Genomic DNA, 17,015 nt, shown 5'->3' with positions numbered 1-17,015 from the left:
ACGGGCCGGGGTTAAGATACCCGGATGTGCTCCGGACTACCGGATAAACATGTCACGAGATACCACGGACGTGGCTGACCGGCGTACCCTGCTGAAACTGACCGGCGGCGCGGGAGTGATCGCCCTGTCCGGCTGCCTGAGCACGACCGACGACGGCGGCGACGGATCGGACGGATCGGACGGCTCCGACGGCAGCGACGGAAGTGACGGCGGCGACGGGAGCGACGGGAGCGACGGGAGCGACGGCGGCGACGGCGGCGACTCGACCGGCCCGTACGAGATCGGGATGGTCGACTCGCTGACCGGGTCGCTGTCGGCGTTCGGCGAGCGGAACCAGCGCGGCGTCGAACTCGCGTTATCGCGCGTCAACGACGTCGGCATCAACGGCCGCGACCTCGCCCTGATCACCGAAGACTCCGAGAGCGAGAACCAGGGCGGCATCGCCGCCGCGCAGAAGCTCGTCAACCAGGACGGCGTCCCGTTCCTCATCGGCGCGGTCGGCTCCGGCGTCTCGCTCGCCATCTACGAGAGCGTCGTCGAGGGGACCGACGTGGTCCAGCTGAGCCAGAACTCCACCGGGCTCAACCTCACCGACTTCCCGGGGCTGCTCCGGATGTCGCCGTCCGGCCGCAGCCAGTCGCTCGCGCTCTCGAACATCATCGCCGACGACGGCTACGACGAGGTGGCTGTCACCTACGTCAACAACGACTACGGGCAGAGCCTCACCGACGCGTTCGTCGAGGCCTACGACGGCGACGTGGTGTACAACACGCCCCACGACCAGGACCAGCAGTCCTACTCCGGCGTCGTCTCCGAGATGAACAGCTCCGGCGCGGACGCGTGGCTGTTCGTCACCTACCAGGCCGAGTTCGCCACGATGGTCAACGAGGTGTTCTCGTCGGGCTACGAGGCGCAGTTCTACGGCGCCGACTCCGTCTCCGGCGACAACGTCTTGGAGAACACCCCGGAGGGGAGCATCGACGGCATGAAGATCGTCGTCCCCTCCGCGCCCGTCGAGGAGGAGAACTACCAGTCGTTCGCGGACGCCTTCGAGTCCGAGTACGGGCGTCGCCCGACCTCGTGGGCGGCGTACGCGTACGACTGCGTCATCAACGCCGCCCTGGCGATCCAGGCCGCCGACGAGTTCAGCGGCGCCGCGCTCCAGGAGACCGTCCGGCGCGTCTCCGGCCCCGAGGGCGAGCAGGTGACCTCGTTCGAGGCCGCCAGCGAGATCCTCGCCGACGGCGGCGGTCCCGACGACGTGGACTACCAGGGGGTCAGCGGGCCCATCGACTTCAACGAGGACGGGGACCCGGTCGGGTTCCTCCAGGTCTTGGAGGTCCAGAACCACGAGTACGAAGGCATCGACTTCGTCGAAGGCTAACTCCGACCGATGACCGTCCTCGGATACCTGGCCAACGGGCTGGTCTTCAGCAGCATCATCGTCCTCGGGAGCATCGGGCTGTCGCTCGTGTACAGCATCGCGGACTTCGCGAACTTCGCGCACGGCGACACGATGACGATCGGCGCGTACACCGCGCTCGTGACGTTCGGCGCGATCGGCGGGCTCGGCGGCGCGGTGCTCGGGCTCCCGTTCGGGTTCTTCGTCGCCTTGGTCGTCGGCATCGCCGCCGCCGCGGTCGTCGCGGTCGTCACCGAGCGGCTGATCTACGAGCCGCTGGAGATCGACTCGATCGGCCTGCTTATCACCTCCATCGGGATCGCCTTCGTCTACCGCGCGCTGATCCAGATCCGGTTCGGCTCCGACTTCACGCGGTTCGACATCCAGCCGCTGCGGCCGATCGAGTCGCTCGTTCCCCTCGGGATCCGGGTGACGCTCCACGACGTGGCGATCGTCGTCTCGGCCGTGATACTCGTCGTCGGGCTCCACGTGCTGCTCCAGTACACCGACCTCGGCCGGAAGATGCGCGCGATGGCCGACAACCCCGACCTCGCGCGGGTCAGCGGGATCCGGACGAAGCGGGTCAAGCTCTGGACGTGGGTCATCGGCGCCGGGCTCGCCGGCGCCGGCGGCGTGTTCCTCGGGCTGTTCAACCAGCTCTCGCCGCGGATGGGGTTCAACCTCCTCCTCGTGATCTTCGCGGCGGTGATCCTCGGCGGGATCGGCTCCGTCTACGGCGCGATGGCGGGCGGCTTCCTCATCGGCATGATCAACCAGCTCACACCGTTCTTCTCCGACGTGGTCGAAGCGCTCCCGATCTGGCCGGGGTGGCTCGCGCGCCTCCTCGAGAGCCTGGTCAGCATCGAGTACGCGAACGCTATCGCCTTCGTGATCATGGTCGCGGTCCTGCTGGTCCGCCCCAACGGGATCGCCGGCGAGGGGGCGACATGAGTCGCCTCGACGACGCGAAGGCGGCGGTGACGGACCTGAGCCGCCCGGAGCGGTGGGTGCTCACCGTCAGCGTCGGGTTCGCGCTGTTCCTGCTCGCCGCGCTACTGACGGGCGGGCTCGGCCCGACGTACTTCCTCTTCCTCGTCGGCCTCGCGGGCATGTACGCGCTGCTGTCCTTCGGGCTGAACGCGCAGTGGGGATACACCGGCCTGATCAACTTCAGCGTCGCCGCGTTCTTTGGGATCGGCGCGTACGGCTCCGCGCTGATGACCGCCGACGGCTCGCCGATCGCGGGCGGGTTCAGCCCGCTCGTCGGCCTCGCCGTCGCCCTGTTCGTCGCGCTCGTGCTGGCGCTCCTCATCGGGATCCCGACGCTGCGGCTGCGGGCCGACTACCTCGCCATCGCGTCGCTGGGGCTCGCGGAGGTCGTCCGGCTCGTCGTCCTCAACGAGCGCTGGCTGACGAACGGCAGCGCGGGGGTCCGGGGCATTCCCGGGTTCTTCGCCGGCTGGCCGGTGCTGTCGACGTTCCCGGAGGCGATGCCCGGGCTCCGACTGGAGGTCGTGCCCGGGTCGCCGGTGTTCTTGGAGACGGCGTTCTGGCAGGCCTCGCTGAACGTCCTGCTGGTGCTCGCGTTCGCGGGGGCGACCTACTTCGTCCTCCGGCGCGCGCACCGGTCGCCGTGGGGCCGCGTCCTGCGGACGATCCGCTCCGACGAGGACCTCGCGCGAGCGCTGGGGAAGAACACCTACTCGTTCAAGATGCAGTCGTTCGTCCTCGGGAGCCTGATCATGGCGCTGGCGGGCGTGTTCTACACGCACCTGAACCTCTACGTCGGACCGGGCGACCTCGACCCGATCACGACGTTCTACGCCTGGGTCGCCGTGATCTTAGGCGGCAGCGGCTCCAACCGGGGCGCGCTGTTCGGCGGGATCGTCATCGTCGCGATCCGCGAGGGGACGCGGTTCCTCAACGACGTGGCACTGCCGGTCGACCCCGCGCCGCTGCGGCTGCTCCTCATCGGCGTCGTGATCATCGCCGTCATGCGCTACCGGCCGCAGGGGGTCCTCCCGCCGCAGCGGGAGCTGATCTGGCCGAGCGCGGTCGACGGGGGCGGACGCCCCGAGCGGCCGGACAGCGGCGTCCGCGAGCGCAAGGGGGGTGGTGACGGTGAGTGAGGGCGCGCTCCCCAAGCAGGACGCCGTGTTGCGCGTCGACGACCTCCAGAAGTCGTTCGGCGGGCTCGCGGCGACGGACCACGCGACGTTCGCCGTCGAGCGCGGCACGATCACCGGGCTCATCGGCCCGAACGGCGCCGGCAAGTCGACGCTGTTCAACCTCATCTCCGGCTTCTACGAGCCGGACGGCGGGACCGTCGAGGTCAACGGGACCGACGTGACCGGCATGGAGCCGTATCAGGTCGCCGACCACGGGCTCGTTCGGACGTTCCAGACGCCGCGCAAGCTGGAGGGGATGACGGTCCGCGAGGCGATGCTGGTCGGGCCGCGGAAACAGCCCGGCGAGTCGTTCCTGACGCTGTTCGCGTCGCCGGGGACGGTCGCCGACAGCGAGTCGGCGAACCTCGCCGAGGCCGAGCGGATACTGGCGGACTTCGAGATCGACCACCTCGCCGCGCAGCCCGCGACGGACATCTCCGGCGGGCAGATGAAGCTCGTCGAGCTCGCGCGGGCGATGCTCGCCGAGCCGGAGGTCCTCCTGCTCGACGAGCCGGTGGCGGGGGTGAACCCGACGCTCGCGAAGAAGCTGAAGCGGCAGATACGGCGGCTCAACGACCAGGGGACGACGTTCCTGCTCATCGAGCACGACATGGAGTTCGTGATGGACCTCGCCGATCCGATCGTCGTCTTAGACCAAGGGCACGTGCTGACCGAGGGGACGCCCGAGGAGGTCCGGAGCGACGACCGCGTCATCGACGCGTACCTCGGGGGTGGCGCGTGAGCGACGCTCCCGAGGCCGGCTCGGGCGCCGGGACCGACCCGGTGCTCGCGCTGTCGGGCGTCGACAGCGGGTACGGGGAGGTACAGGTGCTCGACGACCTCTCGGTCCGGCTCGACCCCGGCGAGATCGTCTGTCTCGTCGGGCCCAACGGGGCCGGGAAGTCGACGGTGCTCAAGACGGCGTTCGGCATGCTGACGCCGTGGACGGGGACCGTCGAGTACCACGGCCGCGAGATCGGCGGCATGGCGTCCGAGGAGATCGTCCGCGAGGGGATCGGCTACGTCCCGCAGACCGACAACGTGTTCGGCTCGCTGACGATAGACGAGAACCTCCGGATGGGCGGGGTCGCCCGCGACGGCGGCCTCGACGCGGTCATCGAGACCCTGTACGACCGGTTCCCGATCATCGAGGAGAAGCGGACCGCGAAGGCGAAGACGCTCTCCGGCGGCCAGCGCCAGGTGCTCGCGTTCGCGCGGGCCCTCGTGATGGAGCCCGACGTGCTCCTCATCGACGAGCCGTCGGCCGGCCTCGCGCCGAACACCGCCGACGACGTGTTCGCGGACGTCCAGGAGGTCAACGACATGGACACGGCGATCCTGATGGTCGAGCAGAACGTGACGAAGGGGCTCGGCATCTCCGACCGCGGTTACGTCCTCGACCAGGGGACGGTCCGGTTCGAGGGGACGCCCGAGGAGCTGTTGAACGACGAGGAGGTCTCGCAGCTGTACCTCGGCGGCTGACTCCGCTCGACACCCTTTTGCGAGCCGGTAGCGGTTCTCGTACGCCGTCTCACCGATGTCACCTAGCCCGAGCCGATACGCCTTCGCGCTCGCCCCCCTCGCAGCCGCGTCGCTGTGGGGCGGGATGTACGTCGTCAGCAAGTGGGGGTTCGCACTGATCCCGCCGGTCACGCTGGGGTTCCTCCGGGTGACGCTGGGCGCCGCTGCGCTCCTGCTCGTCGTCACCGCCCGCGGCGGTCCCCTGCCCTCGCGCGGCGAGTGGGCCACCTTCGCGGCGCTCGGCGGCTGGGTGACCCTGACGGTCGCCACGCAGTTCGTCGGGACGGAACTGACGAACGCGAGCCAGGGCTCGCTTCTGACGGTGTTGACCCCCGTCTTCACCGTCGCGCTGGGCGCGGTCGTGGTCGGGGAGCGCGTCACGGGGAGGAAGGCCGCCGGAATGGCGGTCGCGGGGATCGGCACCGCGGTCGTGCTCGCCGGCCGGTACGACCTCGCCGCCGTCGCCGCCGGCAACCTGCTCGGGGTGGCGCTGCTGCTCGTCGCGAGCGCGGCGTGGGCCGGCTACACCGTCTGGGGTGTCCGCGCGGTCAGGCGTCACGGGGCGCTCCGCGCGGCGACCTACTCCTCGCTGGCGAGCGTCCCGATGCTGGGCGCCCTCGCCGCCGCCGAGCTGTGGGTCCTCGGCCGCTCGCCGGCCGACCTCCCGCTGACCGCCGAGTCGGCCGGCGCGGTGTTGTACCTCGGGCTGGCGTCGACGGCGGCGGCGTGGTTCCTCTGGTACAAGGGGTTGGAGTACGTCTCCGCGGGGACGGTCGCCGTCTTCTTCTTCTTCGCGCAGCCCGCCGTCGGGGCGGCGCTCGGGGCGGCGCTGCTCGGGGAGTCGCTCGGGTCCGGCTTCGTCGCCGGCGGCGCGCTGATGGCCGTCGGCATCTGGGTCGTCGGCCGCGAGCGCGCGAACGAAATGCGACGGTCCGCCCGATCCGACCGCGGGATGATCCGCGAGAGAGGCCGCCGGGTCGGGTGTCGCCGGCCCTCGCGCTACGTCGTCCGCTTTTCGAGCTCGCCGGTCAGCTCCGCGGCGTCGAAGTCGTGGTCCGGTCGGATCGCGACGAAGTCGAGGAACCGGCGCGCGGCGAGGAGCTCGTCCGTCGAGTAGCTCGTCAGCGCGGCCGAGACCGTCTCGGCCGCGCCGACCAGCGGCTCCAGCGCCGCCAGCGCGCTCGCGAGGTCGTAGGCGCGCGCCGCCTCTCGGCCGTCCTCGCTCACGCGGGTCGCGTCGATGACGTAGAGCTCGCCGTCGGCGACGAGGACGTTCTCGGCGCGAAGGTCGCCGTGCGCGAGGCCGGCGTCGTGGATGGTCCGGAGCGTCCCGAACAGCTCGGGGGCGAGCTCGGCGACGGCCGCCGCGTCGAGCTCCCCCAGCGTGCGGAACTCGGGGAGGTACTCCAACACGAGCACGCCGAGGTCGCCGACCTCGAACGCCTCGACGGGCTCGGGCGCGTTGACCCCGAGCTCGCGGACGCGTCGGGTCGCCTCCAGCTCGTGGCGCGCCATCTCGTAGGGGGTCTCGTGACGCTCGAAGAACCCCTCGGTGCCGGCCGAGAACGCGCCGAGGTTCCGCCCGGTGGTGAACAGCGCGTGGACGAGCGTGTTCTGCCGCGTGATCACCTTCACGAAGAGGTCCTCGTCGACGACCATCGGCGTCGACAGCCAGTTGTCGGCGTCGAGGAAGCGAACTCGCATCTCGTCGCGGTCGTAGCGGGTCGCCAGCTCGCGCGCGACCCGCTCGATGTCGGGCCAGTCGACGCGACCGCGGACGAGCTGCCGGAACTCCATACCGGCGGAACGCGGCGACGCGTCATAAGTCGTCGGCTCGCCGACCGCCGCGCGCCGCGGTCTGTCACGGTCGTTCGCATCGTTTATGCCCGCGGGTCGCAATTCTTGCCCATGGACTTCGAGGTACCCGGCGAGCACCGGATGATACGCGACACCGTCCGGGAGTTCTGCGAGGAGGAGATCGCGCCCATCGCTCAGGAGATCGAGGACGAACACCGCTTCCCCGAGGAGGTGTTCGAGTCGCTCGCGGACCTAGACATGATGGGCGTCCCGGTCTCGGAGGAGTACGGCGGTCTCGGCGGCGATCAGCTGATGTACGCGCTGGTCACGGAGGAGCTCGGCCGCGTCTCCGGCGGGATCGGGCTCTCGTACGCCGCGCACACCTCGCTGGGCGCGAAGCCGATCGACCTGTTCGGGACCGACGAGCAGAAGGAGCGGTGGCTCCGCCCGCTCGCGGAGGGGGAGGGGCTCGGCGCGTGGGCGCTCACCGAGCCCGGCAGCGGCTCGGACGCCTCCGACATGGACACGACCGCCGAGTACGACGCCGACGCGGACGAGTACGTGCTGAACGGCACCAAGCAGTTCATCACGAACGCGAACGTCGCCAACTCGATCCTCGTGAAGGCGGTGACGGACCCCGAGGCGGGGTACGACGGCATCTCGACGTTCATCGTCGACCCCGACGCCGACGACGGGTTCGAGGTGACGACGGTCTGGGACAAGATGGGCCTGAACAGCTCGCCGACCTGCGAGATAGCCTTCGACGACGTGCGGATCCCGGCGGACCGGCTCCTCGGCGAGGAGGGCGACGGCTGGACGCAGACGATGAAGACGCTCGACGGCGGGCGCATCTCCATCGCCGCGCTCTCGGTCGGGCTCGCGCAGGGCGCCTACGAGGCCGCCAAGGAGTACGCGGGCGAGCGGGAGCAGTTCGGGAAGCCGATATCGAAGTTCGACGCCGTCCGCGACAAGGTGGTCCACATGCACCGCCAGATCGAGCGCGCCCGCCTGCTGACCCACCGCGCGGCGTCGAAGTACGACGCCGGCGAGTCGGTCACCCGCGAGTCGGCGCTCGCCAAGCTCGACGCCAGCGAGGCCGCCCGCGAGGTCGCGGAGGAGGCGGTCCAGACGCTCGGCGGCTACGGCTACACCACCGACTTCGCGCCGCAGCGCTTCTACCGCGACGCGAAGCTGATGGAGATCGGCGAGGGGACGAGCGAGATCCAACACGTCGTCATCGGGCGCGAACTCGGCCTCTGACGGGGCCGTCCCGCGTTCTCGGTCGTCCACCGTCCGGCCTCAGGGGAACTCGATCAGGTCGTCGTCGACGCCGCGTAAGCTCTCGGCGAGCCGCGAGCCCTCCGGGACCGCTCGCTTGAACGGCGCCGACCCGAACGTCGCGTCGCCGTTGACCGAGACGAGGCCGAGGTCGGCCGGGTCGCCCTCCAGCCCCGTCAGGAACGCGACGGTGCGGACCGCCGGCACGTCGCCGGCGTACGCGTCCCGGTCGACGGAGCCGTACAGCGTGCGGTTCGTCGCGACATGGTGGACGCAGGTGGGCGTCGGCGCGAAACAGAGCAGGTAGCGGGCGCCCGGTTCGGTCCGCCCGAGCTTCGGGCGGAGCGCGTGGCGCTCGTCGGCGTGGAAGTACCGCTCCATCCGCCGGTACTGTCGGAGGACCTCGTTCGCGCCGGTGGCGCGGCGGACCGCGGCGTCCGCCTTGAGCTCGATCACGCGGTCGACCGGCTCAGGCGTCCGCGTCCGGACGAACAGGTCGACGACGCCCTCGCGTCCGTCGGCGTCGTACGGCTCTTCGAGGCGGATCGCCGGGTCGTCGGCCGTCGCCTCGTAGTGTTCGACGAGCCGGGTCGCCAGCGCGTCTTCGCGCATTGGTCGCCGGGAGGGTCCGAAGCGCGATAAACCCGCCCCTCCCGGGCGAGTCCTCGGCGCGCCGAACGGGACGATTTCCCCTCGGCGCGTTCCCGCGATCCGAGAGCCATCACGGGGTTTGTAAGGCTTCATCTCCTACTTCAGGTGATGTCTGACAAACTGTCCAGACGGCGGTATCTCGCCGGAACCGGCGCCGCGCTGACCATCGGAACGCTCGCCGGCTGTTCGGGCGGCGGGGACGGCGGCGACGGGTCGGACGGCGGGGACGGCGGCGACGGGTCCGGCGGCGGGAACGCGGCCGATGACGTTCCCGACGAGATCGACGAGTACCTCTCGGACGCCCGGATGTACGAGGGGACCATCATGGACTTCACCGGACAGGACGAGGTGACCGTCCAGGTCGGCGCCGGGGACGTCGGGTTCGCCTTCTCGCCGGCGGCGATCCGCATCGACTCCAGCACGACCGTCGTCTGGGAGTGGACCGGGACCGGCGGCGCGCACAACGTCGCCTCCGTGGAGGCGTCCGAGTCCGACTTCAACAGCGGTGACGCGGTCTCCGAGGAGGGGACCACGTTCGAGCAGTCGTTCGACAACACCGGGATCCAGCTGTACCAGTGTACGCCTCACCAGGCGAACGGGATGCTCGGCGCGATCGAAGTCGTCGAAGCCTGAGCCGGCCCCGACCGGCGGTCCGACGGAACGCTATTTTTTCGGCGGCGGAACGGCGCTCACGAGAGGAACGACCAGCGGACGTCGACGATCCGGTCGTGCTCGCTGGTGACCGTCGGCCGCGCGAGGTGGTCGTTGGCGTTGGCGCCGACCTCGGCGAGCCGCGACAGCGCCTCTTCGAGCGTCCGATCTGAGCGCCGCACGGCGGCGTCTCGCTCGTAGGGCGCGTCGACCGGGTTCGACCGGGAGTTCGAGATCGCGATCGCGTCGGTGAGGTCGCCGCCGATCGCGTGCGGCGGCTGGTGGAAGTGCCAGTCGCCGACCGTGAGAAACAGCCACACGTCGCCGTTGATGGCGTGGTACTCGCCGGTGACCCCGTCGGCGTCGTACGCGACCACGCGGGAGAGCACGGCGGTCTTGAGCCGGTAGAGGGCGTCCTTGCGGGCCGAGCGGACGTTGCTCTCGGTGACGTCGCCGCGCTCGTAGGCCGCGGTGGCCTCGTCGGCGAACTGCTTCGCGACCTTGTTGACGACGTACAGCGATTCGAGCAGGTCGTCCGTCGGTTCCAGCGGAGTCACGGGAGCACCGGTCGTGTGCTGCGACCGGCCGCAGGTCCGGCCGTCGCGCGGATAGGCGTTTCGGGATCCGGAACGCCGGCGCCATCCCTCGGGCGCCACCGCGGACTCGCTCAGCGTCGAGGTCGGGGGACCCCGGATGGTTAATTCTTTAAGCGCAGGGACGAAGAGAGGCGTAAGATGGCGCACGACTCCGTGAAACTGTATTCGGCGATATACGTCGCCCTCCTCGTCGCGGCGACGCTGAACTTCGCGCTCTTCGAGACGTCGTTCATCGAGTTCTCGTACACGACGGCGATCGCCGGGACGCTGGTGATCGCGACGGTCAAGACGCTGCTCATCGTCGCGTACTTCCAGCACCTCCGGTGGGAGAACCGCTCGCTGACCTACCTGATGGGCCTCGCGCTCGCGCTCACCATGCTGCTGATGGCGGCCGCGACGTACTCCATCTCGTAACGACCCCGCGACGGCAGCGGACCCTCCTCCCGGATCTCCTCTCGACGCCTCTCGCTTTCCGTGGAGCGACGCTTCCGTCTCCATTGTCGCCGCCTGTTATTACTAAGTAATATTAGTTAGTTATAACACGGTCCGAAACGGACCCTCGGACGAGATGGCGTTCAGCGACCGACTCCTCGAGGCCGGATCGGACATCTGGGACGCGCAGAAGGAGCACCCGTTCGTCGTCAAACTGGCGGACGGGGAACTGGACGAGGCGGCGTTCAGACACTGGGTGAGACAGGACTACCGGTACCTGCTCGACTACGCGCGCGTCTTCGCGATCGCGGGGACGAAGGCGGACGACGAGGAGACGACCCGGCGGCTGACGGCCACCGCGCACGCCACGCTCGACGACGAGATGGACCTCCACCGCTCGTTCGCCGCCGACTACGGCCTCTCGGCCGCGGATCTGGAGGCGGTCGAGAAGGCGCCGACCTGCGCGGCCTACACCGACTTCCTCGTCCGGACGGCCCACGAGGGGTCGATCGCGGAGATCGTCGCCGCCGTCTACCCGTGCGGGCAGGGCTACCTCGACGTCGCCGACCACATGGCCGACCGCGCGACCGAGGAGCACCGCTACACCCCGTTCATCGAGAAGTACACGAGCGACGCCTTCCGCGAGACGGTCGCCTGGGTGCGCGACCTCGTGGACCGGCACGCCGAGGCGTACCCCGGCGAGCGCGACGCGATGCGGGCGGCGTTCCTGCGGAGCGCCCGGCTCGAACACGCCTTCTGGGAGATGTGTTACACCGAAGAGGAGTGGCGCGTCTGACGCGGCGTGTCGACGGAGCGCGCCGGTCAGCGGCCGCGCCGACGGCGCGGTCGCCTCAGAACGGGTACTCGCGCGGCTCGTGCTGGATCGAGATCCACTTCGTCTCGGTGATCTCCGAGAGGAACGCGTCGCTGTTGTAGTGCCCGACGCCGGAGGCGCCGATCCCGCTGAACGGGACGTGCGCCTCGTCGTTGATCGGCTGGTCGTTGATGTGGACGTTGCCGGTCTCCATGCGGTCGGCGATCTCCTTCGCCGTGCCGAGGTCGCCGGAGTGGACCGCGCCGGAGAGCCCGTATTCGGTGTCGTTGGCGATCGCCACCGCCTCGTCCACGTCGGAGAACGGGATCACCGGGGCGATAGGGCCGAAGTGCTCGTTCGCCGCCGCCGGCATGTCGTTTGTGACGCCCGAGAGGACGGTCGGCGCGACGACCAGCGAGTCGTCAACGCCGTCGACGTCGACCGTGCGGCCGCCCGTCTCCAGCGTCGCACCGGCTTCGACCGTCTCGTCGACGTACTCCAGCATCTCGTCGCGCTGCGACTCGTCGATGATCGGGCCGACGATCGTCTCGGGGTCGTGGACGCTCCCGGTCGGCAGCGACTCGGCGCGGTCGACGAGGCCCGCGACGTACTCGTCGTAGATGTCCTCGTGGACGACGTGGCGGTTGATCGAGATACACACCTGTCCCTGGTGGACGAAGGAACCGAACGCGGCGGCGTCGAGCGCGCGGTCGATGTCGGCGTCCGCGGTGACGACGTGCGCGTTGTTCCCGCCGAGCTCCATCGCCGGGACGGCGAGGTTCTCGCCGGCGAGGCTCGCGACGTGCTGGCCGACCTCCGTCGAGCCGGTGAACGCGACCACGTCGCTCTCGGGGTGGCTCGCGACGCGGTCGCCGACCTCGGAGCCGCGACCGGTGACGACGTTCAGGACGCCGTCGGGGAGGTCGGTCTCCTCGAACAGCTTCGCGAACAGCAGCCCGCCGGTGATCGGCGAGTTCGTCGAGGGCTTCAACACGACCGCGTTCCCGGCCGCGATGGCGGGCGCGACGGCCCGCATCGAGAGGTTCAGCGGGAAGTTCCACGGCGAGATGACCGTGACGACGCCCTTCGGGCCGACCTGGAGCTGGTTCTCCTTGCCGGGGATGTTGGAGGCGGCGTGTTCGCCCTTCATCCGGCGCGGGAGCGTCGCGGCCTCGCTCGCGTGGTCGCCCGCGATCTGGATCGACGTCTCGCCCATGATCGCCGAGCCGCCGACCTCGTACTCCAGCAGCTCGATGATCTCGTCGGCGTGGGCGTCGAGCGCCTCGTGGAACTGCTCGATCACCGCCTGGCGGCGCGCGGGCGGCTGCTCGCCCCACGACGCCTGCGCCTCGGCGGCGGCCTCGTAGGCCGCGTCCACGTCCGTCTCGGTGCCGCGCGGTACCTCGGTCACCGTCTCGCGCGTCGAGGGGTCCTCGACGGCGATGGTCTCGCCGTGCTCGGCGGCTCGCCACTCGCCGTCGACGTAGAGCCGGTCCCAGTCCGCGTCGATCGATAGGTCGCTCATTCCGTTTTACCAAACGGTAGAAACAGCAAAAAGGGGAGAGATAGCGGAGATGCCCGCCGGATCGGTCGGGCGGGGGTCGTCGCGTTCCCGGCGGCTCCAACAGACTTTACCGTCCAGTAAACGAGGAGGGACGTATGAGTCAGTTCGACCGGTCCGGCGGCGTCGCTCCCGACGGCGAGCGCGCGGACCGCATCGAGGGGGCCGACCCCGCCGCGGCCCCGCGGACCGAGTCGCGGATCCCGCCCGCCGAGGTGTTCGCGGTCCTCGGCAACGAGACGCGGGTCGAGACGCTCCACGCGCTGCTCGACCTCGGCGGGGACGAGTCGCCGGTGAGCTTCTCCGAGCTGTTCGAGCGGGTCGACGCGACGGACAGCGCGAACTTCAGCTACCACCTCGACCGGCTCACCGGTCACTTCGTCCGGCGGCGCGACGACGGCTACGAGTTCCGCGCGCCCGGGCGGAAGGTGGTGAGCGCCATCTTCACCGGCACCCTCACGGAGCGGGCGCAGTTGGGCTTCTTCCCGGCGGACGGCTCGTGTCACGCCTGCGGCGGCGACCTCCACGCCTGGTACGTCGACGACACGCTCTCCATCGGCTGCGTCGACTGCGGCGCGATCCAGGTGAGCTACCCGTTCCCGGCGGGCGCGCTCGACGGCCGGTCGACCGACGACCTGCTGGACGCGTTCCACCACTACGTCCGCCACCACTACTGTCTGGCCGCCGACGGCGTCTGCCCGGAGTGTGCCGGCACGGTCGAGACCGACCTCGTGCGGACGCCCGACGAAGCGGACCAGGCCGTCGCGGTCGAACACGCCTGCCGGCGCTGTAGCTACGACCTCCGGTCGACGGTCGGGCTCCTGCTGCTCGACGACGCCGACGTGCTCCGGTTCCACGCGGACCGCGGCGTCGACCTGAGTTCGGCGCCGTTCTGGACGTTCGACTGGTGCGTGAGCGACGCCGCGACGACGGTCGTCTCCGAGGAGCCGCTCCGCGTCCGCGTGACGGTCGCCTGTGAGGGCGACGAGATGCGCGTGGGCGTCGACGAGACCGGGACGGTCGTCGAGACCGACGGTCCCGAGTTCGACGCGGTTTAGCCGCCGGACGACCCCACGGCTGGACGGTTATTCGAAAGGAAGACGGAAGAGAACGGACCGCCGCGAGTGCCCACAGCCTCGCTCCGTCGCCGGCGGCGCGAGCGCCCGGAGCGGGAACCGGCGCGTCGAGCGCGTTACTCGAACAGCTCGACGGCCTGCTCGTAGCGGTCCGACGGCTCCTCCCAGTCGACGACCTCGAAGAAGTTGTCGACGAACTCGCCGCGGGCCGGGCCGTAGTCGTGGTAGTAGGAGTGCTCCCAGACGTCGAGGGCCAGAATCGGATGGCCGCCCCAGATCGCGCCCTGGTCGTGCTTGTCGACCACGACGTTACGCAGCTGGTTCGAGAACGTGTCGTACACTAAGAGCGCCCAGCCGCTGGCCGCGGAGGCCGCCGCCTCGAACTCGCCCTTCCAGGCCTCGTACGAGCCGAAGTCCTCCTCGATGCGGTCCGCGAGGGCGCCGGTCGGCTCGTCGCCGCCCTCCGGAGACATGTTCTGCCAGAACAGGTCGTGGAGGATGTGGCCCGAGGAGTTGTGGGTCACGTTGCGGATGGCGCCGCCGGACGAAGAGAAGTCGTGGTTCTCACGGTTCTCTTCGAGCGTCTCTTCGGCGGAATTCCAGCCGTTGACGTACCCCTGGTGGTGGGTGTCGTGATGCCATTCGAGCACCTGCTCGGAGATGTGCGGTTCCAGTGCGTCGTACTCGTACGGCAGCGGATCGAGTTCGTAGCTCATGCGTTCACACGTACTCGCGGCACGGGTAAGAAGATTCTCTGTAGCGCATTCCAGTAAATCACCTGTTATTTCTGAACGCAGGTGAAATCCCCTAAAACAGCACTCAGGTCTGATTATAAAAGAATACTATATCGAGGTTAAACTATTCGGAGTTCCGTAATCGTGATGCTTACCATCTCTGATCGAAGCGAAGTGCCGTGACCGCCTCCGCGTCGAGCGCGAGCAGGGCGGCGCAGGTGCGGTGAGGACGGATCCGGCAGGGGCGACCCGTTCGGTCGCCGCGGCGCGCGCGACGGTGGCAGGGACCCGTTGCGTGCGACGGAAATCCCGACCGAGTTTTTAGTAGTCGGGGTGGTATCTACACCCATGGACCTACGCGAAGCAACCGCCGCAGACGTCGACGCGGTCCGGTCGGTCGCCCGCGAGTCGCTCGTGGCGTCGTACGGGCACGCCGTCGACGAGGCGCTGTTGGACGAGGCTGTCGAGGAGTGGTACGACGCCGGGGACCTCGGCGACGACGTCGAGGACGACGACGCGGTGTTCCCGGTCGCCGTGGTTGACGGGGTCGTCGTCGGGTTCGCGGAGAGCTACGTCGTCGGCCGCCGCGAGCGCGTCGGCGAGATAGACTGGCTCCACGTCCACCCCGACCACCGGGGCTCGGGAATCGGCTCGGCGCTGTTAGAGCGAGTCGAGTCGGCGCTCCGCTCGGCCGACGTCGACCGCATCGAGGCGCGCGTGCTCGCCGACAACGAGGCGGGCACTGAGTTCTACGAGCGCGAGGGGTACGAGCTCGCCGGCGAGCGCGAGGTGGACATCGGCGGCGAGCTGTTCGCGGAACGGGAGTTCCGGAAGCAGGTCGGACGGCTCAGGGGCATCTCCGAGGCGACGTACCAGACCGAGGACGGGGAGACCGTCCACGTCGCGTTCGACGAGAGCGACCGCGGCTCGCAGGCGCCGTTCTACGTCGCGTACGTCGACCCGGACCACGAGCGCCGCTACGGCTACCTCTGTGGCAACTGCGAGGGGACGGACGTCGCCATCGATACGATGGACCGGATGGAGTGCCGCGACTGCGGGAACCGGCGGAAGCCCGCGCGGTGGGACGCGGCGTACTGACGGGTCGCCGCGCGGAGCGGCGCGACCGCCTCAGAGCGTCTCCTTCACGCCGATGACGCGCTCCTCGGCCTCGCGGCCGGGGTCCCACTCGCTCCCGTCCCGGTCCGACTCGCGGTGCTCTTCGACGGTCCGCGCCATCGCCTCGTCGACCGGCGTCGACTCCCAGCCCAGGTCGGCGAGCGCGCAGGTGTCGAGCAGGTGCGGGTACTCGCGGTAGAGGGTGAACTCCTCGGGGTCGAGGCCGCCGGCCGCCAGCGCGTCCGCGCTCGCGGGGACGATATCGACCTCGGTGTCCGCCGCGTCGGCGATAGTCTCCAGCGTCTCCCGCAGCGTGAGCGCCCGCCGGTCGCCGACGTTGTACGCCGCGCCAGGCTCGCCGCGCTCGGCGACGATCCGCAGCGCGCTCGCGACGTCCGCGACGTACGCCCGGTGCCAGAGGTTCTGCCCGTCCCCGGGGACGACGACGCGGTCGTGGGTGAGCACGCGGTCGATCCAGTAGTCGAGCCGCTCGGTGTAGTCGTGCGGGCCGTAGACGATACACGGGCGGACGGCCATCGCGTTGACGCCCGCCTCGGCGGCCGCGAACACCTCGCGGTCGCCCTCGGCCTTCCGGTTGCCGTACGTCTCGTGGTCGTCGTCGACCGCCTGCGCGTCGGTACACGGCTCCAGCGGCGTTTCGCCCTCGCGCTTGGGAATCTCCTCGGCGGCGTAGCTGGAGCCCGACGAGATGTAGACGTAGCCGTCGACGTCGGCGAACACGTCGGTCGCGGTCGCCACGTCTGCCGGGTGGTACGCGACGCAGTCGATCACGACGTCCGGTTCGACCGACAGCTTCGCGGCCCGGAGCGCGGTCTCGTCTTTCCGGTCGCCCTCGACGTGGGTCACCCGGTCGTCGTCCGCGAAGGGGTTCTCGTGGTTCCCGCGGTTGAATATCGCGACCTCGTAGTCGTGCGCGAGCAGCTCCGCGACGGTGTGTCGGCCGATGAACCGCGTGCCGCCGACGACGAGCGCCGTGTCTGACATACCTGGGATCGGACGAGCGACGTGAAAAGCGTGGCCGAACCGGAATTCGATCGTCCGGCTCAGTCGTCGTCGCCGCGGGGGCCGTCGCCGCGCCACCGGCGGTAGAGGAGGTACGCGACGCCGAGGCCGATCCCCCAGGTGCCGACGCCGAACACCGCGAACGCGGCCCCGTAGAGGAACTCGCCGAGCGGAACGCCGAACATACCGGAGTTC

General features: G+C 69.8%; 18 protein-coding genes and 1 pseudogene. 12 read left to right on the top strand and 7 right to left on the bottom strand.

Annotated features, from left to right (window positions below; translation table 11 throughout):
* Positions 1-49: 49 nt before the first annotated feature.
* From EXE44_RS00860 to EXE44_RS00835, 6 genes and pseudogenes are all read left to right on the top strand, one after another.
* Positions 50-1,384 (top strand): ABC transporter substrate-binding protein, encoded by a 1,335-nt coding sequence (locus EXE44_RS00860; RefSeq protein ID WP_137715554.1) that lies wholly within the window; start codon positions 50-52, stop codon positions 1,382-1,384.
* 9 nt (positions 1,385-1,393) lie between these two features.
* On the top strand, positions 1,394-2,353 hold the full coding sequence (locus tag EXE44_RS00855; RefSeq protein WP_121562100.1) for a branched-chain amino acid ABC transporter permease: 960 nt from the start codon (positions 1,394-1,396) through the stop codon (positions 2,351-2,353).
* Complete coding sequence (locus EXE44_RS00850) at positions 2,350-3,531, top strand: branched-chain amino acid ABC transporter permease (protein WP_137715553.1); 1,182 nt, start codon at positions 2,350-2,352, stop codon at positions 3,529-3,531. The genes EXE44_RS00855 and EXE44_RS00850 overlap by 4 nt, the downstream gene beginning before the upstream one ends.
* Complete coding sequence (locus EXE44_RS00845; RefSeq protein ID WP_137704141.1) at positions 3,524-4,312, top strand: ABC transporter ATP-binding protein; 789 nt, start codon at positions 3,524-3,526, stop codon at positions 4,310-4,312. The genes EXE44_RS00850 and EXE44_RS00845 overlap by 8 nt, the downstream gene beginning before the upstream one ends.
* Complete coding sequence (locus EXE44_RS00840; protein WP_137715552.1) at positions 4,309-5,052, top strand: ABC transporter ATP-binding protein; 744 nt, start codon at positions 4,309-4,311, stop codon at positions 5,050-5,052. Before EXE44_RS00845 ends, EXE44_RS00840 begins: the two co-directional genes overlap by 4 nt.
* Positions 5,053-5,107: 55 nt before the next feature.
* Positions 5,108-6,007: pseudogene (locus tag EXE44_RS00835) on the top strand (DMT family transporter); the annotation flags it as partial.
* An 83-nt stretch (positions 6,008-6,090) separates the two neighbouring features.
* Here the strand turns inward: EXE44_RS00835 and EXE44_RS00830 are convergent.
* Positions 6,091-6,888 carry an RIO1 family regulatory kinase/ATPase gene (locus EXE44_RS00830; protein WP_137715551.1) on the bottom strand — a complete coding sequence of 266 codons (798 nt, stop codon included), beginning with the start codon at positions 6,886-6,888 and terminating at the stop codon, positions 6,091-6,093.
* Between the two features lie 111 nt (positions 6,889-6,999).
* Here EXE44_RS00830 and EXE44_RS00825 point away from each other — a divergent pair, with 111 nt between their 5' ends.
* Complete coding sequence (locus EXE44_RS00825; RefSeq protein WP_121562095.1) at positions 7,000-8,148, top strand: acyl-CoA dehydrogenase family protein; 1,149 nt, start codon at positions 7,000-7,002, stop codon at positions 8,146-8,148.
* A 39-nt stretch (positions 8,149-8,187) separates the two neighbouring features.
* Here the strand turns inward: EXE44_RS00825 and EXE44_RS00820 are convergent, their stop codons facing one another.
* Entirely contained in the window at positions 8,188-8,778 is a 591-nt protein-coding gene (locus EXE44_RS00820) for a hypothetical protein (RefSeq protein ID WP_137715550.1), read from the bottom strand.
* Positions 8,779-8,925: 147 nt separating this feature from the next.
* On the opposite strand from EXE44_RS00820, the gene EXE44_RS00815 reads away from it, so the two are divergent.
* Entirely contained in the window at positions 8,926-9,450 is a 525-nt protein-coding gene (locus EXE44_RS00815) for a halocyanin domain-containing protein (RefSeq protein ID WP_137715549.1), read from the top strand.
* A 56-nt stretch (positions 9,451-9,506) separates the two neighbouring features.
* On the opposite strand, the gene EXE44_RS00810 is transcribed toward EXE44_RS00815, so the two are convergent.
* A complete protein-coding gene (locus tag EXE44_RS00810) occupies positions 9,507-10,025 on the bottom strand; it encodes a hypothetical protein (RefSeq protein ID WP_137715548.1) in 519 nt (172 codons plus the stop codon).
* Between the two features lie 177 nt (positions 10,026-10,202).
* Here EXE44_RS00810 and EXE44_RS00805 point away from each other — a divergent pair, with 177 nt between their 5' ends.
* Both EXE44_RS00805 and tenA read left to right on the top strand, forming a co-directional pair.
* Positions 10,203-10,478: a cytochrome C oxidase subunit IV family protein gene (locus EXE44_RS00805; RefSeq protein WP_053772186.1), complete on the top strand. Its 276-nt coding sequence runs from the start codon at positions 10,203-10,205 to the stop codon at positions 10,476-10,478.
* Positions 10,479-10,632: 154 nt separating this feature from the next.
* Positions 10,633-11,292 carry a thiaminase II gene (tenA, locus tag EXE44_RS00800; protein WP_137715547.1) on the top strand — a complete coding sequence of 220 codons (660 nt, stop codon included), beginning with the start codon at positions 10,633-10,635 and terminating at the stop codon, positions 11,290-11,292.
* Positions 11,293-11,347: 55 nt separating this feature from the next.
* On the opposite strand, the gene EXE44_RS00795 is transcribed toward tenA, so the two are convergent.
* Positions 11,348-12,835 (bottom strand): aldehyde dehydrogenase family protein, encoded by a 1,488-nt coding sequence (locus tag EXE44_RS00795; protein ID WP_137715546.1) that lies wholly within the window; start codon positions 12,833-12,835, stop codon positions 11,348-11,350.
* 134 nt (positions 12,836-12,969) lie between these two features.
* Here EXE44_RS00795 and EXE44_RS00790 point away from each other — a divergent pair, with 134 nt between their 5' ends.
* Positions 12,970-13,929: a helix-turn-helix transcriptional regulator gene (locus EXE44_RS00790; RefSeq protein WP_137715545.1), complete on the top strand. Its 960-nt coding sequence runs from the start codon at positions 12,970-12,972 to the stop codon at positions 13,927-13,929.
* A 134-nt stretch (positions 13,930-14,063) separates the two neighbouring features.
* Here EXE44_RS00790 and sod read toward each other — a convergent pair whose 3' ends face one another.
* A complete protein-coding gene (gene sod, locus EXE44_RS00785) occupies positions 14,064-14,663 on the bottom strand; it encodes a superoxide dismutase (RefSeq protein WP_137715544.1) in 600 nt (199 codons plus the stop codon).
* Positions 14,664-15,029: 366 nt separating this feature from the next.
* Between sod and EXE44_RS00780 the strand changes: the two genes are divergently transcribed.
* On the top strand, positions 15,030-15,779 hold the full coding sequence (locus EXE44_RS00780) for a GNAT family N-acetyltransferase (RefSeq protein WP_137715543.1): 750 nt from the start codon (positions 15,030-15,032) through the stop codon (positions 15,777-15,779).
* Between the two features lie 30 nt (positions 15,780-15,809).
* On the opposite strand, the gene EXE44_RS00775 is transcribed toward EXE44_RS00780, so the two are convergent.
* A complete protein-coding gene (locus tag EXE44_RS00775; RefSeq protein WP_137715542.1) occupies positions 15,810-16,802 on the bottom strand; it encodes an NAD-dependent epimerase/dehydratase family protein in 993 nt (330 codons plus the stop codon).
* Positions 16,803-16,861: 59 nt separating this feature from the next.
* Positions 16,862-17,005: a hypothetical protein gene (locus tag EXE44_RS20620; RefSeq protein ID WP_199241165.1), complete on the bottom strand. Its 144-nt coding sequence runs from the start codon at positions 17,003-17,005 to the stop codon at positions 16,862-16,864.
* Positions 17,006-17,015 lie beyond the last annotated feature (10 nt).

It is taken from the genome of Halorubrum sp. SS7 (assembly GCF_005435055.1).
In the GTDB taxonomy this organism is placed as follows: Archaea; Halobacteriota; Halobacteria; order Halobacteriales; family Haloferacaceae; genus Halorubrum; species Halorubrum salinarum.
The sequence above is the reverse complement of the archived record's forward strand: the minus strand, read 5'-3'. Positions and strand labels throughout refer to the sequence as shown.

Excerpts from the sequence above, each read along its gene's own strand:
- EXE44_RS00855 (WP_121562100.1), top strand. The coding sequence starts at position 1,394 with ATGACCGTCCTCGGATACCTGGCCAACGGGCTGGTCTTCAGCAGCATC.
- EXE44_RS20620 (WP_199241165.1), bottom strand. The coding sequence starts at position 17,005 with ATGTTCGGCGTTCCGCTCGGCGAGTTCCTCTACGGGGCCGCGTTCGCG.
- sod (WP_137715544.1), bottom strand. The coding sequence starts at position 14,663 with ATGAGCTACGAACTCGATCCGCTGCCGTACGAGTACGACGCACTGGAA.
- EXE44_RS00850 (WP_137715553.1), top strand. The coding sequence starts at position 2,350 with ATGAGTCGCCTCGACGACGCGAAGGCGGCGGTGACGGACCTGAGCCGC.
- EXE44_RS00825 (WP_121562095.1), top strand. The coding sequence starts at position 7,000 with ATGGACTTCGAGGTACCCGGCGAGCACCGGATGATACGCGACACCGTC.
- tenA (WP_137715547.1), top strand. The coding sequence starts at position 10,633 with ATGGCGTTCAGCGACCGACTCCTCGAGGCCGGATCGGACATCTGGGAC.
- EXE44_RS00815 (WP_137715549.1), top strand. The coding sequence starts at position 8,926 with ATGTCTGACAAACTGTCCAGACGGCGGTATCTCGCCGGAACCGGCGCC.
- EXE44_RS00780 (WP_137715543.1), top strand. The coding sequence starts at position 15,030 with ATGGACCTACGCGAAGCAACCGCCGCAGACGTCGACGCGGTCCGGTCG.
- EXE44_RS00790 (WP_137715545.1), top strand. The coding sequence starts at position 12,970 with ATGAGTCAGTTCGACCGGTCCGGCGGCGTCGCTCCCGACGGCGAGCGC.
- EXE44_RS00805 (WP_053772186.1), top strand. The coding sequence starts at position 10,203 with ATGGCGCACGACTCCGTGAAACTGTATTCGGCGATATACGTCGCCCTC.
- EXE44_RS00775 (WP_137715542.1), bottom strand. The coding sequence starts at position 16,802 with ATGTCAGACACGGCGCTCGTCGTCGGCGGCACGCGGTTCATCGGCCGA.
- EXE44_RS00820 (WP_137715550.1), bottom strand. The coding sequence starts at position 8,778 with ATGCGCGAAGACGCGCTGGCGACCCGGCTCGTCGAACACTACGAGGCG.
- EXE44_RS00795 (WP_137715546.1), bottom strand. The coding sequence starts at position 12,835 with ATGAGCGACCTATCGATCGACGCGGACTGGGACCGGCTCTACGTCGAC.
- EXE44_RS00860 (WP_137715554.1), top strand. The coding sequence starts at position 50 with ATGTCACGAGATACCACGGACGTGGCTGACCGGCGTACCCTGCTGAAA.
- EXE44_RS00830 (WP_137715551.1), bottom strand. The coding sequence starts at position 6,888 with ATGGAGTTCCGGCAGCTCGTCCGCGGTCGCGTCGACTGGCCCGACATC.